This window comes from Exiguobacterium sp. s142 (genome assembly GCF_018618455.1).
Classification (GTDB): domain Bacteria; phylum Bacillota; class Bacilli; order Exiguobacteriales; family Exiguobacteriaceae; genus Exiguobacterium; species Exiguobacterium aurantiacum_A.
Window position 1 is genome coordinate 55,714 of sequence record NZ_JACSMB010000003.1, and the last position, 24,043, is coordinate 79,756.

Annotated in this window: 21 protein-coding genes and 1 other annotated feature (1 of these 22 cut by a window edge); of the genes, 15 read left to right on the top strand and 6 right to left on the bottom strand. The window is 53.7% G+C overall.

All coding sequences use genetic code 11. From position 1 onward, the window contains the following. From arcD to cydC, 6 genes are all read left to right on the top strand, one after another. Window positions 1–1,476, top strand: a complete 1,476-nt coding sequence (gene arcD / locus KNP77_RS04045) for an arginine-ornithine antiporter (RefSeq protein ID WP_131439395.1) — start codon at window positions 1–3, stop codon at window positions 1,474–1,476. A gap of 15 nt (window positions 1,477–1,491) precedes the next feature. Further along, window positions 1,492–2,454 (top strand): carbamate kinase, encoded by a 963-nt coding sequence (arcC, locus tag KNP77_RS04050; protein ID WP_070329152.1) that lies wholly within the window; start codon window positions 1,492–1,494, stop codon window positions 2,452–2,454. Between the two features lie 181 nt (window positions 2,455–2,635). Further along, window positions 2,636–4,978, top strand: coding sequence for a glycoside hydrolase family 31 protein (locus KNP77_RS04055; protein ID WP_214888736.1), 2,343 nt, complete (start codon window positions 2,636–2,638; stop codon window positions 4,976–4,978). A 121-nt stretch (window positions 4,979–5,099) separates the two neighbouring features. Beyond that, on the top strand, window positions 5,100–5,789 hold the full coding sequence (locus tag KNP77_RS04060; RefSeq protein WP_131464751.1) for a Crp/Fnr family transcriptional regulator: 690 nt from the start codon (window positions 5,100–5,102) through the stop codon (window positions 5,787–5,789). Between the two features lie 127 nt (window positions 5,790–5,916). Beyond that, the gene (cydD, locus tag KNP77_RS04065; protein ID WP_131488909.1) at window positions 5,917–7,641 is read left to right on the top strand and encodes a thiol reductant ABC exporter subunit CydD; all 1,725 of its coding nucleotides are present in this window, start codon (window positions 5,917–5,919) and stop codon (window positions 7,639–7,641) included. Continuing rightward, window positions 7,638–9,353: a thiol reductant ABC exporter subunit CydC gene (cydC, locus tag KNP77_RS04070; protein ID WP_214888739.1), complete on the top strand. Its 1,716-nt coding sequence runs from the start codon at window positions 7,638–7,640 to the stop codon at window positions 9,351–9,353. The genes cydD and cydC overlap by 4 nt, the downstream gene beginning before the upstream one ends. A 262-nt stretch (window positions 9,354–9,615) precedes the next feature. Here the strand turns inward: cydC and KNP77_RS04075 are convergent, their stop codons facing one another. From KNP77_RS04075 to KNP77_RS04085, 3 genes are all read right to left on the bottom strand, one after another. Then, window positions 9,616–10,140: a hypothetical protein gene (locus KNP77_RS04075; protein ID WP_070329148.1), complete on the bottom strand. Its 525-nt coding sequence runs from the start codon at window positions 10,138–10,140 to the stop codon at window positions 9,616–9,618. Window positions 10,141–10,285: 145 nt separating this feature from the next. Beyond that, complete coding sequence (locus tag KNP77_RS04080; protein WP_214888742.1) at window positions 10,286–11,356, bottom strand: diguanylate cyclase; 1,071 nt, start codon at window positions 11,354–11,356, stop codon at window positions 10,286–10,288. A 77-nt stretch (window positions 11,357–11,433) separates the two neighbouring features. After that, a complete protein-coding gene (locus KNP77_RS04085) occupies window positions 11,434–11,769 on the bottom strand; it encodes a hypothetical protein (RefSeq protein ID WP_214889030.1) in 336 nt (111 codons plus the stop codon). Window positions 11,770–11,857: 88 nt separating this feature from the next. On the opposite strand from KNP77_RS04085, the gene KNP77_RS04090 reads away from it, so the two are divergent. The 6 genes from KNP77_RS04090 to KNP77_RS04115 all read left to right on the top strand — a co-directional run bounded on the left by KNP77_RS04090 (window position 11,858) and on the right by KNP77_RS04115 (window position 15,943). After that, a complete protein-coding gene (locus KNP77_RS04090) occupies window positions 11,858–12,037 on the top strand; it encodes a hypothetical protein (protein WP_016510109.1) in 180 nt (59 codons plus the stop codon). Window positions 12,038–12,119: 82 nt separating this feature from the next. Continuing rightward, entirely contained in the window at window positions 12,120–13,070 is a 951-nt protein-coding gene (gene msrA, locus KNP77_RS04095) for a peptide-methionine (S)-S-oxide reductase MsrA (RefSeq protein WP_131508284.1), read from the top strand. Between the two features lie 13 nt (window positions 13,071–13,083). Continuing rightward, on the top strand, window positions 13,084–14,376 hold the full coding sequence (locus tag KNP77_RS04100) for a DUF2252 domain-containing protein (RefSeq protein WP_214888745.1): 1,293 nt from the start codon (window positions 13,084–13,086) through the stop codon (window positions 14,374–14,376). Between the two features lie 70 nt (window positions 14,377–14,446). Then, window positions 14,447–14,719 (top strand): DUF5327 family protein, encoded by a 273-nt coding sequence (locus KNP77_RS04105; RefSeq protein ID WP_131439374.1) that lies wholly within the window; start codon window positions 14,447–14,449, stop codon window positions 14,717–14,719. 107 nt (window positions 14,720–14,826) lie between these two features. Further along, a complete protein-coding gene (locus KNP77_RS04110; protein WP_070329175.1) occupies window positions 14,827–15,192 on the top strand; it encodes a rhodanese-like domain-containing protein in 366 nt (121 codons plus the stop codon). A 118-nt stretch (window positions 15,193–15,310) separates the two neighbouring features. Continuing rightward, window positions 15,311–15,943: an HAD family hydrolase gene (locus tag KNP77_RS04115; RefSeq protein ID WP_131464741.1), complete on the top strand. Its 633-nt coding sequence runs from the start codon at window positions 15,311–15,313 to the stop codon at window positions 15,941–15,943. Window positions 15,944–15,979: 36 nt separating this feature from the next. Here the strand turns inward: KNP77_RS04115 and KNP77_RS04120 are convergent, their stop codons facing one another. Further along, on the bottom strand, window positions 15,980–17,392 hold the full coding sequence (locus tag KNP77_RS04120; protein ID WP_214888748.1) for an NAD-dependent succinate-semialdehyde dehydrogenase: 1,413 nt from the start codon (window positions 17,390–17,392) through the stop codon (window positions 15,980–15,982). Window positions 17,393–17,507: 115 nt separating this feature from the next. Next, window positions 17,508–19,145, bottom strand: coding sequence for an ABC1 kinase family protein (locus tag KNP77_RS04125; RefSeq protein ID WP_070329140.1), 1,638 nt, complete (start codon window positions 19,143–19,145; stop codon window positions 17,508–17,510). 95 nt (window positions 19,146–19,240) lie between these two features. Between KNP77_RS04125 and KNP77_RS04130 the strand changes: the two genes are divergently transcribed. From KNP77_RS04130 to KNP77_RS04140, 3 genes are all read left to right on the top strand, one after another. Further along, window positions 19,241–19,846, top strand: coding sequence for a trimeric intracellular cation channel family protein (locus KNP77_RS04130; protein WP_070329139.1), 606 nt, complete (start codon window positions 19,241–19,243; stop codon window positions 19,844–19,846). A 12-nt stretch (window positions 19,847–19,858) separates the two neighbouring features. Next, window positions 19,859–20,224, top strand: coding sequence for a DUF423 domain-containing protein (locus KNP77_RS04135; RefSeq protein ID WP_016510107.1), 366 nt, complete (start codon window positions 19,859–19,861; stop codon window positions 20,222–20,224). A 461-nt stretch (window positions 20,225–20,685) separates the two neighbouring features. Further along, window positions 20,686–22,263, top strand: coding sequence for a murein hydrolase activator EnvC family protein (locus KNP77_RS04140; protein ID WP_214888751.1), 1,578 nt, complete (start codon window positions 20,686–20,688; stop codon window positions 22,261–22,263). 87 nt (window positions 22,264–22,350) lie between these two features. Here KNP77_RS04140 and KNP77_RS04145 read toward each other — a convergent pair whose 3' ends face one another. After that, window positions 22,351–23,718 carry an amino acid permease gene (locus tag KNP77_RS04145; protein ID WP_370252057.1) on the bottom strand — a complete coding sequence of 456 codons (1,368 nt, stop codon included), beginning with the start codon at window positions 23,716–23,718 and terminating at the stop codon, window positions 22,351–22,353. A gap of 189 nt (window positions 23,719–23,907) precedes the next feature. Further along, window positions 23,908–24,043, top strand: a binding site (T-box leader) (it continues 95 nt past the right edge of the window).

Genomic DNA, 24,043 nt, shown 5'->3' on the forward strand with positions numbered 1-24,043 from the left:
ATGTCTACTAAATTAGATCATGACTCAAGTGGTTCGGCTGGTGCGAGTCCTGGTAAAAAAGATCAACGGTTAGGTCTTGGTGCACTGACAGCCCTCGTCGTCGGTTCGATGATTGGAGGGGGCGCCTTCAACTTGGCGGCCGATTTGGCCCAAGGCGCGAACGCCGGAGCTATTTTGATCGGGTGGGTCATCACCGGTATCGGGATTATCACGCTCGGTCTCAGTTTTCAGAACTTGACGATGCGTCGCCCTGACCTAGACGGCGGGGTATACAGTTACGCTCGCGCCGGCTTTGGCCAGTTCGTCGGCTTCAACTCGGCGTGGGGCTATTGGTTATCCGCTTGGCTCGGTAACGTCGCCTACGCCACACTATTGTTCAGTTCGGTCGGTTACTTCTTCCCGATCTTTGAAGGTGGTCAAAACATCGCCTCGATTATCGGCGCCTCCATCATGTTGTGGCTCGTACACTCGTTGATTTTACGAGGCATCCACGAAGCATCGATGATCAACATCATCACGACAATCGCGAAACTCGTTCCGATTTTTGCCTTTATCACCATCACCTTGTTCTTCTTCAATATCGATAACTTCACGTTCGACTTTTGGGGCCAAGGCGGCTTCTCGTGGGGCAGTGTGAGAGACCAAGTCGTGTCGACGATGCTCGTCACGCTTTGGGTATTCATCGGTGTCGAAGGGGCGGTCGTCTTGTCGGGCCGGGCCCGTAAGCGCTCGGACGTCGGGAAAGCGACCGTCATCGGCTTACTCGGTACGCTCGTCATTTACTTGCTCATCTCGATCATGTCACTCGGATTGCTGAACCCTGAGAGCGTGGCGAACGCTTCGCAACCGGCGATGGCGTACTTGCTCGAATCGGCTGTCGGACCGTGGGGCGCGATGCTGATCAACGGGGGCCTCGTCATCTCGGTACTCGGTGCTTGGCTTGGATGGACGTTGCTTGCGGCGGAAATCCCATTTGTTGCCGGTAAAGACGGCGTCTTCCCGAAATGGTTCACGAAAGAGAATAAAAATAACGCACCGGCCAATGCGCTCTGGCTCACGAACGGGTTGATTCAGTTGTTCCTCTTCACCTTCCTGTTCTCAGACGCTGCTTATAACTTTGCGTTCTCACTCGCTTCGAGCGCCATCTTGATCCCGTATGCGTTCTCGGCGTTCTACCAAGTCAAAGTCGCCAAAAACGGGATTGGCTATGATGCCGGGGAACGTCGGACGCGTGACCTTATTATCGGTGCGGTCGCCTCGATTTACGGGATCTGGTTGATCTACGCGGCCGGTATCGACTATTTACTGCTCACGACACTTCTGTATGCACCAGGGACGTTGCTCTATATTAAAGCGCAGCGTGAGAACGGAATTAAGACGTTGACGAAAACCGAATGGATCGTGGCTGGTATCTTGACCGGACTCGCGATCTTGGCAGTCGTACGGATTGTATCAGGCAACATCTCAGTCATATGATCGGGGGAATCGAGCATGCGTAACAAACGAGTAGTCATCGCCTTAGGCGGGAATGCGATTCAACAAGGAAAAGATGCGACGGCGGGCGCTCAAATTCGGGCCGTCGAGGCGACGGCCCAGTCGTTGGTCGCCCTTATCGAAGAAGGCGTCGACGTCATCATCACGCACGGGAACGGCCCGCAAGTTGGAAACTTGATCTTGCAACAGGCGGCCGCGGACAGTGCGGCGACGCCGGCGATGCCGCTCGACGTCTGTGGAGCGATGACGCAAGGGATGATCGGGTATTGGTTCGAGAACGCCCTCACGAAGGCGCTTCGGTCGCGCGGTCTCGAACGTTCCGTCGCCCCAATCGTGACGCGGTGTGTCGTCGATCCGAACGACAGTGCCTTCAGTCACCCGACGAAGCCGATCGGTCCCTTCTATTCAGAAGCGGAAGCGTCGGTGCTCGAACGGTCGACAGGTCATGTGTTCAAAGAAGATGCAGGCCGCGGTTATCGCCGCGTCGTACCAAGTCCGTACCCGACAGCGATTTGTGAGCATACGGTCATCCGTGACCTCGTCGACAACGGCCACATCGTCGTCGCGTCCGGCGGTGGCGGGATTCCCGTCATCGACACGCCAGACGGATACGTCGGGGTCGAAGCGGTCATCGATAAAGACTTTGCCGCCGCGAAGCTCGCAGAACTCGTCGAAGCGGACATGTTGCTCATCTTGACGGCCGTCGAGCACGTCTACGTCAATTTCGGAACGACCGAGGAAGCCGCGTTAACCGAAACGACAAACGAGCAACTCGAGACGTATATCGCCGAAGGTCAGTTCGCACCGGGCAGCATGTTACCGAAAGTTCGGGCCGCCTTGCAGTTTGCCGAGTCGGGAACGGGACGCGTATCCGTCATCACGTCGCTCGAGCAGGCGCACGCTGCTGTCCGAGGAGACGTTGGGACGAGAGTCCGGCTCGCTGCGACGCTCCAACAATGATCAACGCCGTAGACATCTCGTCTACGGTTTTTTTTGTGCATAACGCGGACTGGCCGTTTTTGAACCGCGAACAAGGGGAAGGGTTGTTGTATGTCAAACCTGACATTGCTATCATCATCTGTGTAAACGGTTGCACTAATATGGGGGAAGGATGTGACGAAGAGCGGAAACGCTCGAACTTATGCGTCTATTTGAACAGGAGAACGTATACACAAAGCAAATGAAGCCACTTGCAGATGAACGTGCCGTCGTCCAAGGGAGCTGCTATCGCTTCACGGTATTGACGAGCCAGTTGATCCGGATGGAGTACGCCGAGGACGGTGTGTTCGAAGACCGACCGACCCAAGTCGTATGGAACCGGGACTATGACGTCCCTGACTTCCGGATCATCGAGGACGAGAGTGAACTGCAAATCATCACCGATCACGTTCATCTGTATTATACGAAAGGACCGTTCGCGCCGAACACGCTCTACGTCGACGTGAAAGGGAACTTTAGCACGTATTATAGCCGCTACACGTTCAACGGCCCGGAACGGACGCTGAAAGGGACGGCCCGAACGCTCGATCATGTCGATGGAGCGACCGAGCTCGGGGAGGGGATCGTCTCCAAGCAAGGTTATGCGGTCATCGACGATTCGGACTCATTTCTCATGACAGATGACCGCTTCGTTGAGCCGAGACGAAAAGGCATCCATGATTTGTACTACTTCGGCTACGGGCACGAATACAAGCAAGCGCTTCACGATTTTTATAAGCTGACAGGTCCGACACCGATGTTGCCGCGAAAAGCACTCGGCAACTGGTGGAGCCGCTACTGGCGCTATGACGAGACCGAGTACAAAGGCCTCATGCGTCGGTTCAAAGAGGAAGACATCCCGTTCTCTGTCAGCGTCATCGATATGGACTGGCACGTCACCGACGTCCCTGAAGAATACGGGAGCGGCTGGACCGGCTACTCATGGAACAAGAATCTGTTCCCGGACCCAAAAGGCTTCTTGACGTGGTTGAAAGAAGAGAACCTGCTCGTCACGCTGAACTTGCACCCAGCCGACGGGGTCCGGGCGTTCGAAGACCAATACGTGGCGATGGCCGAAGCGATGGGGCTCGACCCGTCGAACGGGGATCGCATCCCATTCGATTTCTCTGATAAACGCTTCATCCAAGCGTATTTTGAACAGATGCATCATCCGCACGAGGTAGACGGCGTCGATTTTTGGTGGATCGACTGGCAGCAAGGGTCGACATCGAAAATGGAAGGGCTCGACCCGATGTGGATGTTAAACCATTATCATGCGGCCGATATTTCCCGGGACGGAAATCGTCCGCTGATCTTCTCGCGTTATGCCGGACCGGGAAGCCATCGCTATCCTGTCGGTTTCTCGGGAGATACGCTCATCTCTTGGGCATCGCTTGCGTTTCAGCCTTACTTCACGGCGACGGCATCGAATATCGGTTACGGTTGGTGGAGCCACGACATCGGCGGGCATTACCGAGGGTCGAAAGACGATGAGCTCGCCGCGCGCTGGGTCGCGTTCGGGGTGTTCAGCCCGATCATGCGCTTGCATTCGACGTTCAGTATCTTTAACGGCAAAGAGCCGTGGCGCTTCGGTCTCGAGTCCGAAAGGTCGATGAAGTCGTTTTTACGACTCCGCCACCAACTCATCCCGTATTTGTACACGATGAACCGGCGTAATCATCAGGATGCGCTCCCGCTCATCCTCCCGATGTATTACGATCATCCCGACGAAGAAGCGGCGTATGGCGTGCCGAATGAATACTACTTCGGCAGTGAACTCGTCGTATCACCGATCGTCGAGCCGATGAACAAGTGGCTTCACGTCGCGGCGACGAACGTCTGGTTGCCGACAGGCGATTGGTTCGACTTCTTTACGGGTCATCGCTACGAAGGTGATAAGTCGATCCGAGTGTTCCGTGGGCTTGACGAACAGGCCGTGTTCGCGAAAGCTGGAGCGATCGTCCCGCTGGCCGCTCATCGCTCTGGACGCAACGACACCGACAACCCGACCAATCTCGAAGTCGTCGTCTTCCCAGGGGCATCGAACACGTTCACGCTGTATGAGGATAACGGGACCGACCGGGCTTATGAGACCGGGGCTTACGCCGAGACGACGTTCACCCTCGACTGGGACGAGCGCAGCCTGCACGTTCATGTCACGGGCGACACGTCCGTCTTACCGTCAGACCGGACCATCACATTACTCGTACGCGGGGTGACCGGTTCGGGTGAGTATAAACCGGAGACGCAGACGTTACGACTCGAACTCGGTAAAATTGATGAGGAAGTGACGGTGTCGCTCCCTGTCGAGGTGACGAACAACGGTCATCGACTGGAGCGCCTGTATCGCTTCATTGACCGCGCCGAGATATCTTACGATTTGAAAGACCGCCTCTACCGGATGGCGGCGTCGAAGACGAGACTCGAAGCGTGGCTGTTTGATCTCCATGCGCTCGAACTCGAACGCGATTTGCAAGATGCGATCATGGAATTGATGCTCGACTGAGGAGAGGGGGCAACCCCTCTTTTGTCTTGTCAGAAAACTGTCGGAATTTGAAAGCGTTTTCACAAGATGGGTCTCGTATACTAAAAGAAAGATGAACAGTTCGGGAAGCGAGGGATTGATCATGAGACAGCAATGGACAGTCGACGATTTAAGACAACTCGATATCTTCAATAAATGCACGAGCCGCGAGCTAGAGAGCTTGCTACCGCACGTATACTGTCGGACGTACCGCAAAGGGCAGCTTTTATTCATGGAAGGCGACCCGCGTGAGCGCGTCTACTTTTTAATCAGTGGGTATGTGAAGCTCGAGCGGTGCAATGAAACGGCGACCCATCAATACACCGACTACTTGAAGCCGAAGCAGCTGTTTCCGTACCGGGGACTGTTGACGGAAACGTATTACCAACATTCGGCGGAAGCGCTGACCGATATTGAAGTCATTTATATGCCGACGGATCGCTTTGAAGCGCTTGTCTCAAGAAATGCGACGATGCTCTTGCATATCGTCGGTCAGATGAATCGAATCCTTGACCTTCACGAACGCCGTGTTCAGGAAATCATCACGCCGAGCGCGAGCGACCGGGTGATCAATACAATCCATTACTTGATTGAAGACCTCGGAGAAAAAGAAGCCGACGGTGTGCGCGTACGTTGTCCGTTCACGACAGTTGAAATCTCGAGACTGTCGGGGACATCGCGCGAGACCGTGTCCCACATCTTGTCGCGACTGCGAAAAGAAGACATTCTCCAGTTCGACGCCCGTCAACTCGTGACGTTGCACCCTGAGTATTTCGAACAAGCGACACACTGACGCCACGCTGCATTCGTGGCGTTTTTTTGCACGTCTCGACAAGCGAAGCGTTCGCTATGGACACTTACATCAGTTATAATTAGTGAGAATCATCACAAAGAAAAATTGTCATGCACGTTTAGAAAGGATGAACGCAGTGAAACGACTGCAAGCTCTCGCTTTGGCCGAGAAAGGACATATCGTCGGGCTCGTCATCGCCGCGGTGATGATCGGGTTGTCCATCTTGGCTCAGGCTTATTTGATCGTCGACGTCGTCGACCGAGTATTTTTAAAAAACGAATCGTTCCAAAGTGTCATCCCGTCTCTAGGTTGGCTCGTGCTCGCGTTGCTCGCACGTGCCTTGTTCGGGTATGTCTCGGGACGTATCGGTGCCAACTTGTCGGAACGGGCGAAGCGGACGCTTCGACGTCAACTGCTCGACCGCTACACATCGAATCCGATCGAGACGTCTCTATCCGGACAGTCCGGGAAGAAAGTCAGTGTCTATATGGATGCGGTCGATGAGGTCGATGCTTACTTTAGCCAGTACTGGCCCCAAGTCATCCAGACGTCGATCATCCCGCTGCTCATTCTCGTCGTCGTCTTCAGTCAGCACTGGATCTCAGGTGTCATCATGATGGTGACCGCGCCGTTCATTCCAATCTTTTTCATCATCATCGGTATCGCGACCCAGAAGAAGTCTGAAGAGCAGATGGAGAAAATGAACCAGTTCTCGGGGAAATTTTTAGACGTCCTTCAAGGATTGACGACACTCAAGCTATACGGACGTGCCGAGCAAGAAGCGCAAGCGATCGAGAAGAGCAGTCTCGACTTCCGGGACGCGACGATGGTCGTCTTAAAGACCGCTTTCTTGTCAGGGCTCATGCTCGAGTTCATCTCGATGCTCAGTACCGGTGTCGTCGCCTTAGAAGTGGCGCTCCAGATGGTCGTTTGGCAAAACTTGACGTTTTTCGCCGGCTTCTTGATTCTCGTCTTGGCCCCGGAATACTATTTAGCGATCAAAGACCTCGGCAGCGCCTTCCATACCGGGCGTGGTAGCATGGGTGCGGCCGATCGTATCTTCGAGGCGCTCGACGCCCCGGACGACCGCATCGAGTGGGGAGACAGACCGCTAACAAACCGGACGCCCGAACTTGTTCTCGATGCGGTCTCGTTCCAATATGAAGGGGGGCGCTTCACGCTCCATCCGCTGAGCGGGGTAATCCCGGCACGGTCACACGTCGCCCTGGTCGGCGCGAGCGGATCAGGCAAGACGACCGTGTTGAACGTGCTGTCCGGTCTTGTGAAACCGGATAGCGGCCGCGTCCTCGTCGACGGGGAGCCGCTCGAATCGTTCACCGATACGTCTTGGTACGGGACAATCGGGTATATTTCGCAAAACCCGTATTTGTTTGCCGGCAGTCTCGCCGCTAATATCGCCCTTGGTGAGACGGCGGATGAGACTGACATCATGCGGGCGGCTGAAGCCGCCGGCCTCGTCGATGTCATCGCCAATTTGCCGGACGGATTGAATACCGAGCTCGGAGAAGGCGGTTACGGATTGTCCGGTGGTGAGCGGCAACGCCTCGCCCTGGCCCGTGCCTTCTTGAAGCGTCCAGGTATCATCTTGTTCGATGAACCGACGACCGGTCTCGATTTGGTGACCGAGAGAATCGTTCGGCGCTCGATCGAGGAGTTGTCGCGTGACGCGACGCTTGTCACGGTCGCGCACCGTCTCCATACGATCAAGCAAGCGGACGCGATTTGGTTCATGGACGAGGGGAACCTCGTCGCGAACGGCACACATGAACAGTTGCTCGCTGTCCCGGCCTACGCCGACTTGTTCACGTTACAGAAAGGGGTGAGAGGATGAACTCACTTTGGACGATCACAAAATGGATGATGAAAGAGAAAAAGGATATCATCCTCTCGATCTTCTTCGGCTATACGGCAGGCCTCGCGGCTGTCGCCTTGTTCGCGGCGAGTGGATATCTCGTGTCGCGGGCCGGCCTTGTGCCGCCCCTCTATGCGCTCATGGTGCCGGTCGTCCTGATCAAGCTGTTCGGCGTCATTCGGGCGGGGAGCCGCTACCGCGAACGCTTGGCGTCACACCGGGCGACGTTCACGATTTTAAGCGAACTGCGCGTCCGGTTTTATCGCCAGCTCGAACCGCTCGTGCCGAACATCTTCGCCAAATACCGGAGCGGGGACTTGCTCGCCCGTGTCGTCGGAGACGTCGAAAGCCTTCAAAACTACTTTTTGCGGGTGTTTTATCCACCAATCATCTTAGTGCTCGTCTTCTTGAGCACGATCTTCTTCGTCACGTTCTTCTCGATGACGGTCAGCCTTTGGCTCGTGTTCGGGGTGTTCGTGACCGGCTTTTTGATTCCGATCTTGTTTGCCGGCATCCGAGCGAAGCATGACCAGGAAATTCGGGCCTTGCGCGGCGATTTGTCGAGCGGGGTGACCGAGATGATGTACGGGTACCGCGATCTATTGTTGCACGACCAGCTCGGCCAGACCCGTGACGACTTGCTCGCTCGAAGCGATCGTTACGCCGCCGCACAGCGCCAAGACGTGACGAACCAGTTCTTCAACTCGTCGCTCGTCGTCGCCGCGTCACTGCTCGTGTCGTGGGGCGTGCTCGCGATTGGTGCCTACCTCGTCGTCAATGGCGAACTGGACGGCCTGTTCTTGGCCATGCTCGTCATGATGTCATTGACCGCGTTTGAGAACGTGACACCGATGGCGGTCTTCCCGGGTCACTACGCCGATAGTAAACAAGCGGCAAACCGCTTGCTCGAGGTCGTCGAACCGAGTGAGCACCTCGTGGCGGCAGAAGCGTCCCGTGACGACATAGCGCTTCAGACGGCGCCTGACATTTCGTTTGAACGCGTAAGTTACCGCTATCCGGATACGTTCCGTGCCGTCCTAGACACAGTTGATGTGACGTTACCGCGCGGATCGAAGACCGTGATCGTCGGCCCGAGCGGGTCTGGCAAGTCGACGCTCCTGCAACTGTTGCTCGCGTTTGTAAGGCCAGAGACAGGCGAAGTACGAATCGACGGTCAGCGCTTGAATGAGGTCACACAAACATCGGTCTGGTCTCAAGCGAGTGTCGTCATGCAAGAGAACCACTTCTTTTTCGGTACCGTCCGAGACAACTTGGCCCTTGCCGGAGACTTCTCCGACGACGAGATGGAGCTGGCGCTGCGAAGCGTCCGCCTCGGTTTCGCGCTCGATGAGCCAATGCTCGAGAAAGGGGCGAACTTGTCCGGAGGGGAACGGCAACGGCTCGCCATCGCCCGGGCGTTGTTGAAGAACGGGTTGCTCTGGATTTTAGATGAAGCGACGTCGGCGTTAGACGCGCGCACCGAATCCGATGTGTTCGCTGAAATCTTCCGGAAGGCGGACGAGGCGACACTCGTCATGGTCAGCCATCGTCTGACCGGGCTCGAACGGTTCGACCAAATCATCGTCATGGAAGCAGGTCGCATCATCGAGTCAGGGTCATACGACGATTTGATGCGCGCCCGAGGCATGTTTTATGAGTTGAAACAAATCGAACAAGATGTGTTCGCCTGAACGAAAAAAACGAGCGGCTCCGTCGGAGAGCCGCTCGTTTTTATATGGCAAATCTGGGTGCAACAAATGGGGGTTGTCGCAATGCTTTCAAAAAGAGTGTCGTGGAGGGGAATCCACGGGCCGTAACAAGTTTTGGGGAACGGTTACGTCCAGCTGTGGCAGCTACAACTCGAGTATAAGTGATAACGATTCTCATTGTCAATTAGAAAAATAAAAATAAACCGCAGACGGGATGTCTGCGGTCGAGGTCATACGAGTCGAGTCAGTTTGACGGGACGCCTTTACTGAGTGTAAAGCGGATCAAGCTGAACAAATAACGGATGTAGAACAAGGCGAACGCGTAAAATACAGCGACTGCCGGTGCGTTCAATTCGACACCCGGGATGTTCATGAGAAACTCCAAGATGAGAATCGACAGCAAGAAGACGTAGAGTCCAGCATCGAGATAGAGCGGCATCAGCTTGCCGCGTTGATGCCAAAACGTCCGGACGAGCGGGGCGACGATCATCCCGATGATGCGCTCGGCGAAGCCGATGCTAAGCACGGCGATCATAAAGGCGGCTACCGTCTCGAACGTCACAAGTTTTGAGAAGGCAAACATGGACATAAGCAGGAGCGGCCCGATGAAAATCATCATCGAAAGGGACGTGCGTAAAAAGATGAGTAGGTTCTGTTTGATTGTGTCGACTCCCCCAAAGAGCGACTGTCGGAACGTCTTGCCACGTTGATAGTCGAGGACGAACGATCCCACGAACATCAATCCGAATAGCGATAACAATATTGTCATGAAATGTGTTTCCCCTTTTTCTAGTCAAATCTATGATTAATTATGTTTATCCTAACCAAAGTCTAGCCTAGTGTACCGATTCGCTAGTTGAAAGTAAAGCGGGAAAACTGTCAAAGTTAGTAAAGTTTTGAGAACGTTATCGGCTTTATGAAGCCAAAATGAAACGGTTTCGTCCAGATTCTTTTGCGTGGTATAACGCTTCGTCGGCATGCTTCAAGACGCTATCGACTTCGATATCGTTCGAATGGCAGGCCCCGAGCGAGACGGTGATGTGAAGCGTGCCTGCACTCGTCTCGAATGGGAACGTCGAGACTTTTTCTCGTATAGATTCGGCGAGACGGGTCACTTCGTCCTTTTTGGCGTTCGGCATGACGATCAGAAATTCTTCACCACCGAAGCGACCGACGAGATGTCGGTCGTCACTTTCGGTGACGAGCAACATGCCGAGCTCGCGTAGTACGTCGTCCCCGACATCATGACCGTACGTGTCGTTGACGCGTTTGAAGTGATCGATATCGACGAGGATGAGGGCGTACGCTTCCGCCTCGACGGTCAAGTTGGCCATCGCCTCATTCAACAGACGGCGGTTGGCGATGCCGGTCAAAGCGTCGGTACGGGCGAGTTGCTGCTGATGCTGAACGTTCTCAAAGTGGCGTCTCAGCTCTTGGAGCAAGCGATAAGCGGCACAAGCCCCGGCGTAGATCATAACGATATAGACGAATAAAATGGGATAGAACAGCTCGAGCGGGAGGGCATAGTAGAGCGCCGAACCGAACGCGGCGACGCTGATCGTCGTGAAGACAAGGAGCGTGTTACGGGTGTTGTCGAGCTTGAGCCGCAACAGACTTGTCGGCAGGACGAGTGCGACCATCGTCGCGATAGCTAAGTAAAATCCGACGTATTCGCCATCCGTTATCATGAAAAAACGACCGATGAGAAACAACATACCGGCGACGACACCGCTCATCCATCCGCCGAACAAGACGGCGAGCATAATCGGGATGGAACGAAGGTCGATCAATATTTTTTCGAGATGAAGCGCGTTCGCGAGCAAAATCAAGGCGATGAGACCGCTCTGGATACCGAGCAGGATACGCAACTTTAAAGGTGACTGCGGCGTAATTCGAGGCCGGTTACGAAACGGCAAGAATGAGATGGTGAACAGGGTGAACAGAATACAAAGGTTGATGAAAAAAGAGTTGATGATGGTGAGCATACACGTGTCCCCTTGTGCGAGATAGAAAGCATTAATTCAAGTATGACAACTGTGAATCGCGATGAATCGTCAAACTGTTACCATTCACGCCATTCCTCCGTGACGTCTTCATCGGTTTCATACCCGGCGATGGCTGCACCGGCTCGGATGAAGTCGTACAGCTCCTCACGCTCGAGCGTCTCGATAAAATGGTCGTGCTCTTCGTCGAGGCCGTTCAAACGCAGGACGACATCGCGGACTGCCGATAGGATCGAGGATTCTGTGCCGTCGGAATGTACCAACGCGCTCGTATAACGCCGGAGCGCGGCGTCGACAGCGAAAATCGCCGACAGCGTATAGACGTCGTCGCCTTCGTTCAGCCGGTCTTCCCACAACAAAGTCGGGCGGTTCGCCCACAACTGGTCAAAATCCATGAATGGGTCCTCCTTCTGGCCGTGATTGTATCTTCCTCTCTATAATAGCAAAAAAGTTTGGTATGATAGAGACAAAGGGGGACTGTCCGTGCGTTATTGGGATCATTTTAAACGAGCGTTCATTCCGATTGCGCTCATCTTAATCGGTTTAGCCATCTTTTACACATTATCGGCACGAAACAACCTGGTGTTGACCATACTCGGGGCAGCGATCGTCGGTGTGATTTTATTTTTAGTGATGCGCCATATGAACCGGGTCGAAGACTGAAGACGAGAACACGTTTGGGGTTCTCGTTTTTTGTTGTCGGCGTGCTTTTTTGGGTACACTACATAGTAAGGAGGGATTCATTATGGCAAAAGCTACATTTGCGGGAGGCTGTTTTTGGTGCATGGTCAAACCGTTTCATAAATACGAAGGTGTCGAACGAGTCGTGTCCGGTTACACAGGCGGACACGTCGACAATCCGACATACCAGCAAGTCTGTTCGGAGACGACGGGTCATCTAGAGGCGATCGAGGTGACGTTCGACCCGGAGGTCATCTCATACGAAGAGCTGCTTCGGATTTACTGGCGACAAATCGATCCGACAGACGGGGGCGGACAGTTCAACGACCGCGGCGAATCGTATCGACCGGCCATCTTCTATCATTCGGAAGAACAACGGGACGCGGCCGAACGCTCGAAGCAAGAAGTCGAGAATTCGGGACGGTTCGAACGTCCGATCGAAGTCGAGATCCGTCCGGCCAAGACGTTTTGGGAAGCCGAGGACTATCATCAAGACTACTATAAGAAAAATCCGTTCCGCTACGAGATGTATCGGGTCGGTTCGGGTCGCGCCAAGTTTGTGAAAGAGGCGTGGAGCGATAAGAAACAAAAACAGGAACTGAAAGACCGTCTGACACCGATGCAGTTCAAAGTCACGCAAGAGAACGGGACCGAACCGCCGTTTCAAAACGAGTATTGGGATGAGGAACGGGAAGGGCTGTACGTCGATGTGATCGATGGTACGCCGCTCTTCACGTCCCGTGACAAGTTCCAGTCGAACTGTGGCTGGCCAAGCTTCGCGCGGCCGATCGAAGAGAAGCAGCTCGATGTGAACATGGACACGACGCACCACATGGTCCGGACGGAAGTGCGTTCGAAGCATGCCGACAGTCACCTCGGTCATCTATTTGACGATGGTCCGAAAGAACTCGGCGGCTTACGCTACTGTATCAATTCGGCTTCGCTCCGATTCATCCCGAAAGAAGAGCTCGAGTCTGCGGGATACGGGGAATACAAACATCTATTCGACGCATGAAGGGGAGACAGCCATGTTCACATCCGTCAAACAACAAATTCGCCGTGATACGATCGCGACGGTTCTAGATTATTACGATCATTCGATCCGGAACCTGACCGAAACGGCACGGCGTGAAAAGTACGACAAGATGAGTACGAGTCCGTTCTCGTTCTTTCGCGGAAGCTCGCATTTGTTCTATTACGATTTTGCGAAAGTACCGCTTGCTTTCGACACGAGCGAGGCCTATCCGACGTTCATTCAAGGGGATCTTCACTTTGAAAACTTTGGGGTGTTCGGGGACGGGGCTGGGACGATCCTTTATGATGTGAACGACTTTGATGAGGCATACCTCGGTTCGTATTTGTTCGATGTGCTCAGAATGGCCATTTCTGTCGACTTGTTCGCCGCTGAATCGGGCTTCGATTCCAACGAAGCGATTGAAGTATACGCCGAGACGTATGCGCTCGCCATCAGACGGTACGCGAAAGGGAAAGACGAAGACGTGCAGTTCACGAAAGCGAATACGTCTAAAGCCATCAAAAAAGTGATCAAGAAGGCAGAGAAGAAGCAAGACGCGTTCATGTCGGAACGGACCGAAGTCCGGGACGAAGAACGTTACTTCGCGACGAGCGATGACTTAATACCGGTCAGCGAGAAGACGGCGACGAAAATCAAACAGGCTTGGCCTGAGTATTTGAACTCGTTGTCGGAAGAGCATCGCCATCACGCCGATCATTACGACATCAAAGACATCGCCATTAAACGCGAGAGCGGGACGGCCTCGATCGGGCTCGAACGTTACTATATCTTGATCGAAGGGGCCGACGAGGAACATGACGAGGACGTCATCTTAGAGATGAAGCAAGCGCAATCGGCCGTCCCGTCCTTGTTTTTGCCGACCCATCCGTTGTTCGAGGACGGCCTGTCCCATGAAGGTGCGCGGGTCATCGCTGCCCAACGTGCCATGGTGCATAGCCAAGACCCGTATCTCGGTTACTTCACGATCGACGGCAACGAGTATTATGTGCGGCAACGTTCGCCCTACAAACGGAAAGTGAAAGCGAAGCACATCAAGAACGAATCGTCGCTGATCGAAACGTTAAAAGTCCAAGCCGAGATCACGGCGAAAATCCATGCCCGGGCCGATGCGGACGCGAACGTTCTCGAGTATGAGGCGAGCGAACAGATTGCGGAAGCCATCGGGGACGCGCTGCCGTTGTTCGTGCGTCAAATCTCACGCTGGGCTCGTTTTTATGCCAATCAAGTCCGTTTCGATTTCGAGGCGTTCACATCATGGGTCGAGACACGGTCTGAATCCGACTGAGCCGAGCAAGACACTTGCGGCGAGGGACAGGTTTGCTTCAAAATGAGAGGGAAAAGGATGTGTTCGACCTATGATCACTGAGCAACAAGTCATCGCGCAAATGAAACACGTGATGAGTCAAATCGAACAGTCGAGTGGAGAGACGCAAAAGCGCCATCTGGCCAAGTTGATGGGTTACTGTGAGCTCATGTTGGCGGAGACGACACCCGCCGCACCGGTCGCGCAGGCACCTGTCGTCTCGGCGGAGCCGAAGCAACCGTTAGACCGGCAAATGGCCGCATTCCTCGGCATCCCTCTAGAGGATGAAGACGAACCTAAAACCGATTCGCTGCTCGATTTCTAAGCTGTGCCCTCGTGGCATGGCTTTTTTTATGAGGCGTCCACATTGACTTATATACCATAGGGGGTATAATGGAGATACTAAAACTTTTAAACAACGGAGGCGTGCCCATGCTTGATTTTTTGTTTGTCGCAGTGGTGATCGGATTGATTTATTTTTGGTGGACGAAGCGAAACAGCACGAAAACAGTATCGACGGACGAGTTGAAGCGAAAGATTGCGGAAGAGCGCAACATTCAACTGCTCGATGTGCGGGAGCCGCACGAATATAAAGGCGGGCACATTAAACAAGCGAAAAACGTACCGCTCTCAGGGTTCGGTAACGCGGCAGCACAATACCCAAAAGATAAAGAACGTCCCGTTTACGTCATCTGTCAAAGCGGAATGCGGAGCCAACGGGCAGCGGCGATGCTGAAGAGTGCGGGCTATACAGACGTCTACTCGGTCAAAGGCGGCATGAGCTTCTGGCGCGGCTGAGCAACAACCGGTTGAACGATTTCGTTCAGCCGTTTTTTTGTGGGCTGATGTTTCTACTTTTGATTTGGAAGCGAGTCTGCTACGGTAGGAGAATAGGAAAGAGAGAGGGGATACCGACATGGCAGTCATTTTATTCGATATCGATGGGACGCTCGTTGACACGACCGTTCCGATGACGAAAGCGATTCACGAGGCGCTCGAACAGCTTCCGCATCTTGAAAAGCCGAGCGAGGACGCGGTCCGGTCTGGCTACGGTTTGGCTGGGGACGCCTTTTGGGAGCACGTCATCCCGGAGGCGACGCGTGAAGAGATCCGTCTCATCCGCAAACTTCGTCACGAGACACTCGAGCAGGCGATGGCGGGGCAAAACGTCTTGTTTGACGGCATCTACGACATGCTTGAGACGCTTCGCGCGAACGGGCATACGTTGACGACGGCAAGCAACTGTGGCGTTCACTATATGAACTTGATCCTCGATACGCAAGGCATCCGTCAGTTCATGACGGCACCTGAATGTCTCGAATCGGTTGGTGGCGAGAAGAAGGCCGATATTTTGACGGCGCACCGCCTGCGCCACGGAGATGCACATTATGTCATGGTCGGTGACCGCAAGTCGGACGTCGAAGCGGGCCGGGCCCATGATTTCCCGGTCGTCTTGACCGGATTCGGCTTCGGGAACGAGGACGAGTGGGCGCTCGCCGATTATGTAATCGCGACGCCAAACGATTTGGTGACGTGGCTCGACAACTGAAAAAACGCCTGTTGAAAAAATTCAACAGGCGTTTTTTTATAATCCGAGCGAAATGTATTTCACTTCTAAAAACTCTTCGATGCCGTGATGACCGCCTTCACGGCCGAGACCGCTCTGTTTCCAGCCGCCGAACGGGGCTTGTGGGGTCGAAGGTAGTCCATCGTTGACGCCGACAATCCCGTATTCGAGCGATTCCGCCAAGTAAAGGGCCTCATTAATATCTTGTGTGAAGATATAAGACGCGAGGCCGAACGGCGTGGCGTTCGCCCGCTCGATGACTTCGTCGAGCGTGTTGAACGAAGCGATCGGGGCGACGGGACCAAACGTCTCCTCGTTCATGCAGAGCATATCTTCGTTCGCATAGCGGACGACGGCCGGGCGGACGAACAAGCCGTCAAGCTGTTCGCCGCCCGTGATCTCACCCCCACGGATTTGGGCGTCCTCGAGGTGCTTCATCACTTTCTCGACCGCAGCCTCGTCGATGAGCGGACCGATGTCGATGCCGTCGTCGAGCCCGTTCCCGACCTTGAGCGCTTGCACGGCCTCGATGAACCGCTCCGAGAATTCGTCGACGATCGAACTCTCGACGTAAATCCGATTGGCGCAGACGCATGTCTGTCCACCGTTACGGAACTTGGTCGCGATCGCTTGCGGGACGGCCTTGTCGAGGTCCGCTTTCGCCGTGACGATGAGCGGGGCATGGCCACCGAGCTCGAGCGAGATCTTCTTCATCGTGTCGGCGGCACCGCGCATGAGCGTCTTGCCGACTTCGGTCGACCCGGTGAACGTCAGCTTGCGCACACGTGAATCGTGCTGCCAAACGTTGACGATACGAGCGGCACTGCCGGTCACGAGATTGATGACACCTTTCGGGAAACCGGCCTTCTCGGCCAATTTGACGAGTTCGATCGCTGTGAGCGGTGTCGCCGATGCCGGTTTCAAGACGACGGTGCAACCGGCTGCTAGAGCCGGTGCCAATTTGCGGGTGATCATCGCTGCCGGGAAGTTCCATGGCGTGATGGCAGCGATGACGCCGACCGGTTGTTTGATCGCGAAAATGCGTTTCTCGTTTGAAGAAGCAGGGATCGTCTCACCATAGACGCGTCGTCCTTCCGCGGCATACCACTCGATGAATCCGTTGGCGTAACGAATTTCGCCGATCGCTTCTTTCAGCGGTTTGCCTTGTTCTTCGACCATCGTTCGCGCGAGCGCTTCCGTCTCTTCATCGATCAAGCGATGCCATTCGAGCAGTAGGGCGCCCCGGTCTTCGGCTGTCCGCTGCTGCCAGTCTTTTAAAGCGGCCTGGGCCGCGTCGACAGCGAGGCCGGCCTCGGTCTCGTCACTCTTTGTCACGGTTGCTATTACGTTGCCGGTCGCCGGATTCCGGACCTCGATCGTCTCATTCGTCTCGATCCAGTCACCGTTAACGAAGTTGTTCTCAGCTCGCATCGTGTTCTCCCCTTTCGTCTAGGTCACACTGTAAAAGTACCCGATTTCAAAAAACATACACAATTTTACAGCGAGGCACGACAAAAAACCGTCACTCGCTTGAGTGACGGACTGATTAGACACGAAAATCTTGACGGGCCAAATGACGAATCTTTCGACCGAGGCGTCTTGAATTAAAGTAGGCGACGACGGCGACGACACCACCCGACCAAAATAGCCATTCATCAGGTCGGATGTAGCCGAACAGACCGACGAGCAGGCCGAGAACGATGACGCCCGAGTTGAACGTCTGGCGATGGAGCAATTCTTTCGATTCGAGCTCGCGTTGGAACATCGCCTGCTCAGACAACCGTTTCCGGGTCGGCTCTTTCAAATAGTTCTCGAGCAACGGCGGTACGTTCAACAGTTTCTTGCCGTAGTTGAGCGCCGTCATGACGTAGCGGTTTTGGATCGTCGTCCCGTCTGATTCGAGCCATTGAATCACGATCGGTTTACCGAGCGTGAACAAATCGATTTTCGGGTCGAGAATCTGTAAAATCCCGAGCAACGTCGAGGCGGCACGACCGAAGAAGGCGAATTCGGCCGGCAGTTGGATCGGCTCGTTCTTCACGAGCAGTTGGATATCTTGCAGCACTTTTTCGATCAATTTCGTATCGACCGTATCAATATCGGTCTCTAAATAGAATGTGACCGCCTTTTCGATTGCTTGGCGGATGTTATGTTTATTCGCCGTCGGCAACAAGAAGCGCAAGTCTTCGAGGGCATCGACGACACCGTCGTAATCGAGCGAGATGAACGCCTGCAAGATCTTCCGGATCGTCGCCATGTCTTGCGCGGTCGACGATCCGACCATGCCGAAGTCGAGCAGGATGATCGTTCCGTCGGCCCGGATCTGGACGTTCCCAGGGTGAGGGTCGGCGTGGAACTGTCCGCCGAATAATAGCTGTTCCGCGGCCATCGTGAACAGCCGTTCGGCGAGAGCGGAGCGGTCGATATTGTTTTCTTTTAAGAACGCAATATCGGTGATGCGACGGGAGTCGACCCAATCCATCGTCAATATCCGATTTGTACATAAATGATCGTAGTAGCCCGGGATGTAGACGTTCGGATTTTCAGCATACTTCGCTTTGAAATACAGCGCGTTTTTTAATTCGGTTTGGAAATTTAGTTCATCCCCGATGACAAAAATCATTTGGCGATATAAGCTATCTAAGTCGGTCGATTTGGCGAGCGGCGTCCGTTTGAGCATCGTCGTGACGATTCGCATCGCTTTGAAGTCGGTACGGATGATTTTTTCGATGTCCGGACGCTGGATTTTGAGCGCGACCCGTTTCCCGTTTTCAAGGAGCGTGGCCCCGTAGACTTCCCCGATCGAGGCGGAGGCGACGGCGTCGATGCCGACGTCTTTCACGACTTGGGTGTACGGTACGCCCCATTCGGCCTCGAGGATGGCACGAGACTTATCCCAACCTGACGTCGGTACGCGGTCGACGAGCTCGGACAACTCATTGAGGACGGACGGCGGCAGCAAGTCGGCCCGGATCGACAAGAATTGACCGAGCTTGATCAACAGTCCCTCTAGGCGGAGCGCGTTACGTTTATACTCGCGGGCGAGCTGCAACATGAGCGCCTCGTACTCTTCCGGAGAGGCGAGACCTTGCTGCTGTTTGCGGGAGAATGCATAAATCTTAATGATGAATCGGGCGAACATTGTGACGATGATCCATATACGGAACAAGGCGATTCGTTTCATAAAAATACCGACATCCTTTACAAGCAGTCGCTCGACTGATCTGATTTTTTTGTATCTTTACTTTACCATATAATGCTTTCGAGAAAGGGCAAGGGATGTTTATGGAGTGGGAATTATTGAACGTCGTCGGAACGATTGCGTTCGCGGCGAGTGGAGCCATCATCGCGATGGACGAAAAGTACGATATTTTTGGGGTTTGGTTGCTCGCCTTCACGACGGCTTTCGGCGGCGGGGCAATCCGTAACGTCTTGCTCGGCAACCCCGTCAGTTTGATTTGGCAACAAAACGATTTATTTATTCTCTGTTTTCTCGTCGCGCTCCTCATCTTCCTGCTCCCGAGCGTCGTCTTGCCGCATTGGGAAAGATGGGGCGTCATCGTCGACGCGATCGGCTTGGTCGCGTTCTCTTTCCAAGGGGCGCAAGTCGCCATCAAATTGGATTTGCCGTTGTCGGCAGCGATTGCGGCGGCCGTCCTGACCGGAGTCGGCGGTGGTGTCGTCCGCGACTTGCTCGCCGGACGGAAACCGCTTGTCTTGCAGGCGGAAGTGTACGCGATTTGGGCGATCATCATCGCGGTCGTCACGTACTACTTCCGGCTCGAAGGCGGACTTCCGGTGTATGCGTTATTGATTGTCGTAGCGACGCTTCGAGTGATATCCTACTATCGGAAGTGGAATTTACCAGCACGAAAAGTGAGATAAGGGGGAAATCATATGAAATTGTTACTCATTACCGGTGCTGCCTTGATGGCGCTCGGTGTCGCGCTCGGCGCGTTCGGGGCTCACGCATTGAAAGAGCGTCTGGCGCCGAATATGCTCGCGAACTGGCAGACGGGGGTCTTGTACCACATGATCCATGCGATCGGCATCATTGCGCTTGCTAGTATTTTGACGAAAGTGAGCATCAGTCAATTCAACACAGCCGGTTGGCTCATGTTTGCCGGCATCCTATTCTTCTCGGGCAGCTTGTATGTCATGGCGCTTACAGGTATCACGAAACTTGGAGCGGTCACACCAATCGGCGGTGTTCTTTTCATCGCGGCATGGGTGTTCGTCATCATCGGTGCATTCAAACTGTAACGAAATATCCATCGAGCGTTAACACTTCGTCTGTATCCTTAGACGTGTGAGACCCCTCGATTTCACACCCGCAACGAACATTCGGTCAGTCCTGTCATCTTCGCCTTGAGCGAGAAGTCAGACTGACCCTTTTACGTTTTTTGGAAATGGATGAGTTTAGAAAAAATGCTGGAATATGCTTTTTCGAAATAAGGTAAATTATTTACGGTTTTCAATTACTATTACAGAAACGTTTCAAACCATAAAAAATCGAAAAAACGTTGAAATACAAAGAAGAGGGAATGCCAACGGCTCTCCCTCTTCTTTGTCGTAATCAAAGTGAAATATAACTTTAACAGGAAAACATTCGACACTTCGATATAATTAGTCGTGTTGAAACTGAAAAATTAATCGTTTTTGTTACATAGCAAAACGACGAACTTAAATAGAGTATGTAAAACTAGCCCGTCAAATTAGAAAGGATGTCTGCATTGATCAATTGGAAACGTACGATCTCGACACTTACGCTGAGCGCCTTGCTCCTCGGCACGCACTCGGTAGCCGATGCCTCGACGACAATCAAAGAGAAGCAAGAGCAACAGAAAAAAGTGAAAGAACAACGCAATAGCGTCAAACAGAATCAATCGAATGCGTCTTCGAAAATCGAACAGAACACTAAAGAAATCTCGAAGGTACAAGAAGAAGTCAATAAAATGGACGCTCAGCTTCAAGACATCATCTACGACGTAGCGGCGAAACGCCAAGAAATCAAACGTACCGAGATGAAGATTGAAGATCTCGAAGCGGACATTAAAGGTTACGAGAAAAAGATGATCGCTCAAGAAAAAATGATGAAAGAGCGGATGGCCACGATGCAAACGAACGGTGGCGGTTCAATCAACTGGGCAGAATTCATCTTTGGATCAAAAAACTTCTCTGACTTGATCACACGCATGATCACGGCTGGTACGATCCAACGTAGCGACCAAGAGTTGTTCAACGACTACGAAGCGACACGTCTGTCTCTTCAAGAAGCACAAGCCGCACTCAAAGCAGAGCGGGCCTCACTTCTAGAGCAACAGAAAGCACTCGAAGCGCGTCAAGCCGAACTCGAGAAGAAGATGAAACAGCGTGAAGCTCGCATCAAAGAACTCGAAGAGAAAAATATCGAATTTGAAACGCAAATCTTCGACCTACAAGAAATCGAGGCGACGTTGATCGCTCAAGAAGAAGCGATTGCAGCTGAAATCGAAGCACAGCGCCGTGAAGAAGAAGAAGCGCGTCGTCGTGCGGAAGAGGCAGCACGTCAAGAAGCGGCTCGTAAAGCTGAAGAGGCACGCCAAGCTGAGGCTGCCAAAGCAGCGGCCGCGCAACAAGCCGAAGAAGCGAGAGCTGAAGCTGCACGTCAAGAAGAAGCGGCTAAAGCTGCTGCTGCACAAGCTGCTGCTCAGAAAAAGCAGAACAGTAATACTAATTCCCAGTCATCGTCGTCTTCAAACCAAACGACACAAAATAATGTGACAGCTTCTAAACCGGCTGCACCACCGGCACCTAAGCCTAAGCCAGCGCCAAAGCCGGCACCAAAACCGGCACCGGCTCCTAAACCGGTACCGACGACGCCGACAGCTTCGGCACCGGCACCATCGAGCGCGAAATTCATTCAACCGACGACTGGTCGTTTCTCGCAAGGTTTCGGACCGGCAAGCGGACAGTTCGGCTATTCGTTCCATAACGGTGTCGATATCGCCGGACCAGTCGGTACACCGATCCGGGCCTCGGCAACTGGAACGGTCATCCGGGCTGGATGGGGTGGCGCTTATGGGAACCACGTCATGATCGCCCACGTCATTGGCGGTCAAGTTTGGACGACTGTCTATGCGCACATGAACTCGGTATCAGTTAGCGCTGGTCAGCGTGTGACGCAAGGATCAAACATTGGAACGCTCGGGAACACTGGAAACTCTTCAGGCCCGCACCTTCACTTTGAAATCCACCAAGGCAGCTACTCGTACTCGTCTTCGAGCGCCGGTAGCACCGTCAACCCACGTCAGTTCTTCTAATCCTAAACAAACGAGCACTCGTCAATCGCGACGGGTGCTCGTTTTTGCGAATAAATAGTGCCCATCCATTGCGGATAGGCACTGTTTTTAATTAGCTTGCTCGATGTCGTCTTGTTTTGTGTCAGTCTTACGGAATCGCTCGCGAACGAGATAGATGATCGTTAAGCCGACCAACCATGGGATCCCGAACTTGAGTAAGATGTTGAAATCGGTAAACCATGTCGTGATCATTAAGCTGAGCAGCAGTCCGGCACCTAGGAGCGGTAAGAACGGATAGCCGATCATACGGACAGGGAGTTTACGCCCCGTCCATTTTTTGCGGAAGAACAAGTGTGAGACGAAGACCATGAACCATGTGAAGATCGCTCCGAACATCGAGATGCCCATGAGGAACGGATACGACGTCTCCATGAATACTTGAAGCAGTGCCGCGAGGACGATCCCGCCTGTCGAAACGAACAAGGCAGGCATCGGAATCCCGCTTGTGCTTACTTTTTTGAAGATACGCGGTGCGTCGCCGGCTTCGGCGAGCGAGTACATCATGCGCGTCGAGGCATACAATTGCGCGTTCATCGCCGACAAGGCGGCGACCAAGATGACGAAGTTCAAAATACTAGCAGCGCCAGGCACGTCAAACTGCTGCATGACGAGGACGAACGGGCTTTGATCGATACCAGCCTGCTGCCATGGGATGAGCATGAGCATGATGGCGATCGTGATCAAATAGAAGAACGTCAAGCGGAAAACGGTCGCCCGCAGCGCCTTCGGTACGGCGCGGTCCGGGTCTTTCGCCTCGCCGGCCGTGACGGCGACGAGCTCTGTCCCGAGGAAACTGAAGAGCGAGATGAAAATTGTCACCCACATGCCGTAAAATCCGAAAGCGAAGAACCCTTCATTTCCGGTCGTGATCGATTCGATCGGTGAGCCCGGTTGGCCGAACAGTGCGGCCGCACCGAGGACGATGAAAAGAATGATGGCAGTGACTTTGATGAATGATAACCAGTATTCGGTTGTCCCGAACGTATGGACGTGCCGAGCGTTGACGTAGATGAGCAATCCGCCGAACACGGCGACCCAGACGAATCCGTTCACATCCGGGAACCAGTAGCGCATGTAAATCGCGATTGCGCTCACTTCGACCCCGATTGCGAGGACGTTGGCGATCCAGTACGAGTAACGGACCAAGAAGCCGGCGAGCGGATGGACATAACGCTCGGCGATCGTGCCGAACGAGCCTGAAGTCGGATGAGCGACGGTCATCTCGGCGAGACAACCCATGAGCAAGAGGACGATAAACGCCCCGATGGCGTAACTGACGAGCACGCTCGGTCCTGCCGTTTGGATGGCGAGGCCGCTTCCGAGGAAGAGGCCCGTTCCGATGGCGCTGCCAAGCGAAATCATCGTGAGCTGTCGGGTCGACAGTTCACGTTTTAGTTTACTAGTTTCCAAAGTCAAATCTCCTTTAGTTGAGTGAAGTGTTGTTGGGGACGACTATAGCAGACAAAAAAATCACGTGTCAACTTGCGACGTTCTGAAACATGCGGTCGATTCGTCCGCACTTATAGAAGCAAAGTTTTTTTGTACACTTTTGTTTGACAGGATGAATCGGGAACGGTATAGTACGAGTTAACTTAACTGAAACGAACAAAGGCGTCGACGAAGAGAAGTAACGACGGTCCCCGCATGACAGAGAGCTGATGGTTGGTGTGAATCAGTATGCGGGACGTCGCGAATGGACTTCCGAGCTCTAAACCGAAATTTTTAGTAGGCTTTAGCGGGT

Bases quoted from the DNA above. Each gene is read 5' to 3' on its own strand.
- arcD (WP_131439395.1), top strand. From the start codon at position 1: ATGTCTACTAAATTAGATCATGACTCAAGTGGTTCGGCTGGTGCGAGT.
- arcC (WP_070329152.1), top strand. From the start codon at position 1,492: ATGCGTAACAAACGAGTAGTCATCGCCTTAGGCGGGAATGCGATTCAA.
- KNP77_RS04055 (WP_214888736.1), top strand. From the start codon at position 2,636: ATGCGTCTATTTGAACAGGAGAACGTATACACAAAGCAAATGAAGCCA.
- KNP77_RS04060 (WP_131464751.1), top strand. From the start codon at position 5,100: ATGAGACAGCAATGGACAGTCGACGATTTAAGACAACTCGATATCTTC.
- cydD (WP_131488909.1), top strand. From the start codon at position 5,917: ATGAACGCAGTGAAACGACTGCAAGCTCTCGCTTTGGCCGAGAAAGGA.
- cydC (WP_214888739.1), top strand. From the start codon at position 7,638: ATGAACTCACTTTGGACGATCACAAAATGGATGATGAAAGAGAAAAAG.
- KNP77_RS04075 (WP_070329148.1), bottom strand. From the start codon at position 10,140: ATGACAATATTGTTATCGCTATTCGGATTGATGTTCGTGGGATCGTTC.
- KNP77_RS04080 (WP_214888742.1), bottom strand. From the start codon at position 11,356: ATGCTCACCATCATCAACTCTTTTTTCATCAACCTTTGTATTCTGTTC.
- KNP77_RS04085 (WP_214889030.1), bottom strand. From the start codon at position 11,769: ATGGATTTTGACCAGTTGTGGGCGAACCGCCCGACTTTGTTGTGGGAA.
- msrA (WP_131508284.1), top strand. From the start codon at position 12,120: ATGGCAAAAGCTACATTTGCGGGAGGCTGTTTTTGGTGCATGGTCAAA.
- KNP77_RS04100 (WP_214888745.1), top strand. From the start codon at position 13,084: ATGTTCACATCCGTCAAACAACAAATTCGCCGTGATACGATCGCGACG.
- KNP77_RS04105 (WP_131439374.1), top strand. From the start codon at position 14,447: ATGATCACTGAGCAACAAGTCATCGCGCAAATGAAACACGTGATGAGT.
- KNP77_RS04110 (WP_070329175.1), top strand. From the start codon at position 14,827: ATGCTTGATTTTTTGTTTGTCGCAGTGGTGATCGGATTGATTTATTTT.
- KNP77_RS04115 (WP_131464741.1), top strand. From the start codon at position 15,311: ATGGCAGTCATTTTATTCGATATCGATGGGACGCTCGTTGACACGACC.
- KNP77_RS04120 (WP_214888748.1), bottom strand. From the start codon at position 17,392: ATGCGAGCTGAGAACAACTTCGTTAACGGTGACTGGATCGAGACGAAT.
- KNP77_RS04125 (WP_070329140.1), bottom strand. From the start codon at position 19,145: ATGAAACGAATCGCCTTGTTCCGTATATGGATCATCGTCACAATGTTC.
- KNP77_RS04130 (WP_070329139.1), top strand. From the start codon at position 19,241: ATGTTTATGGAGTGGGAATTATTGAACGTCGTCGGAACGATTGCGTTC.
- KNP77_RS04135 (WP_016510107.1), top strand. From the start codon at position 19,859: ATGAAATTGTTACTCATTACCGGTGCTGCCTTGATGGCGCTCGGTGTC.
- KNP77_RS04140 (WP_214888751.1), top strand. From the start codon at position 20,686: ATGTCTGCATTGATCAATTGGAAACGTACGATCTCGACACTTACGCTG.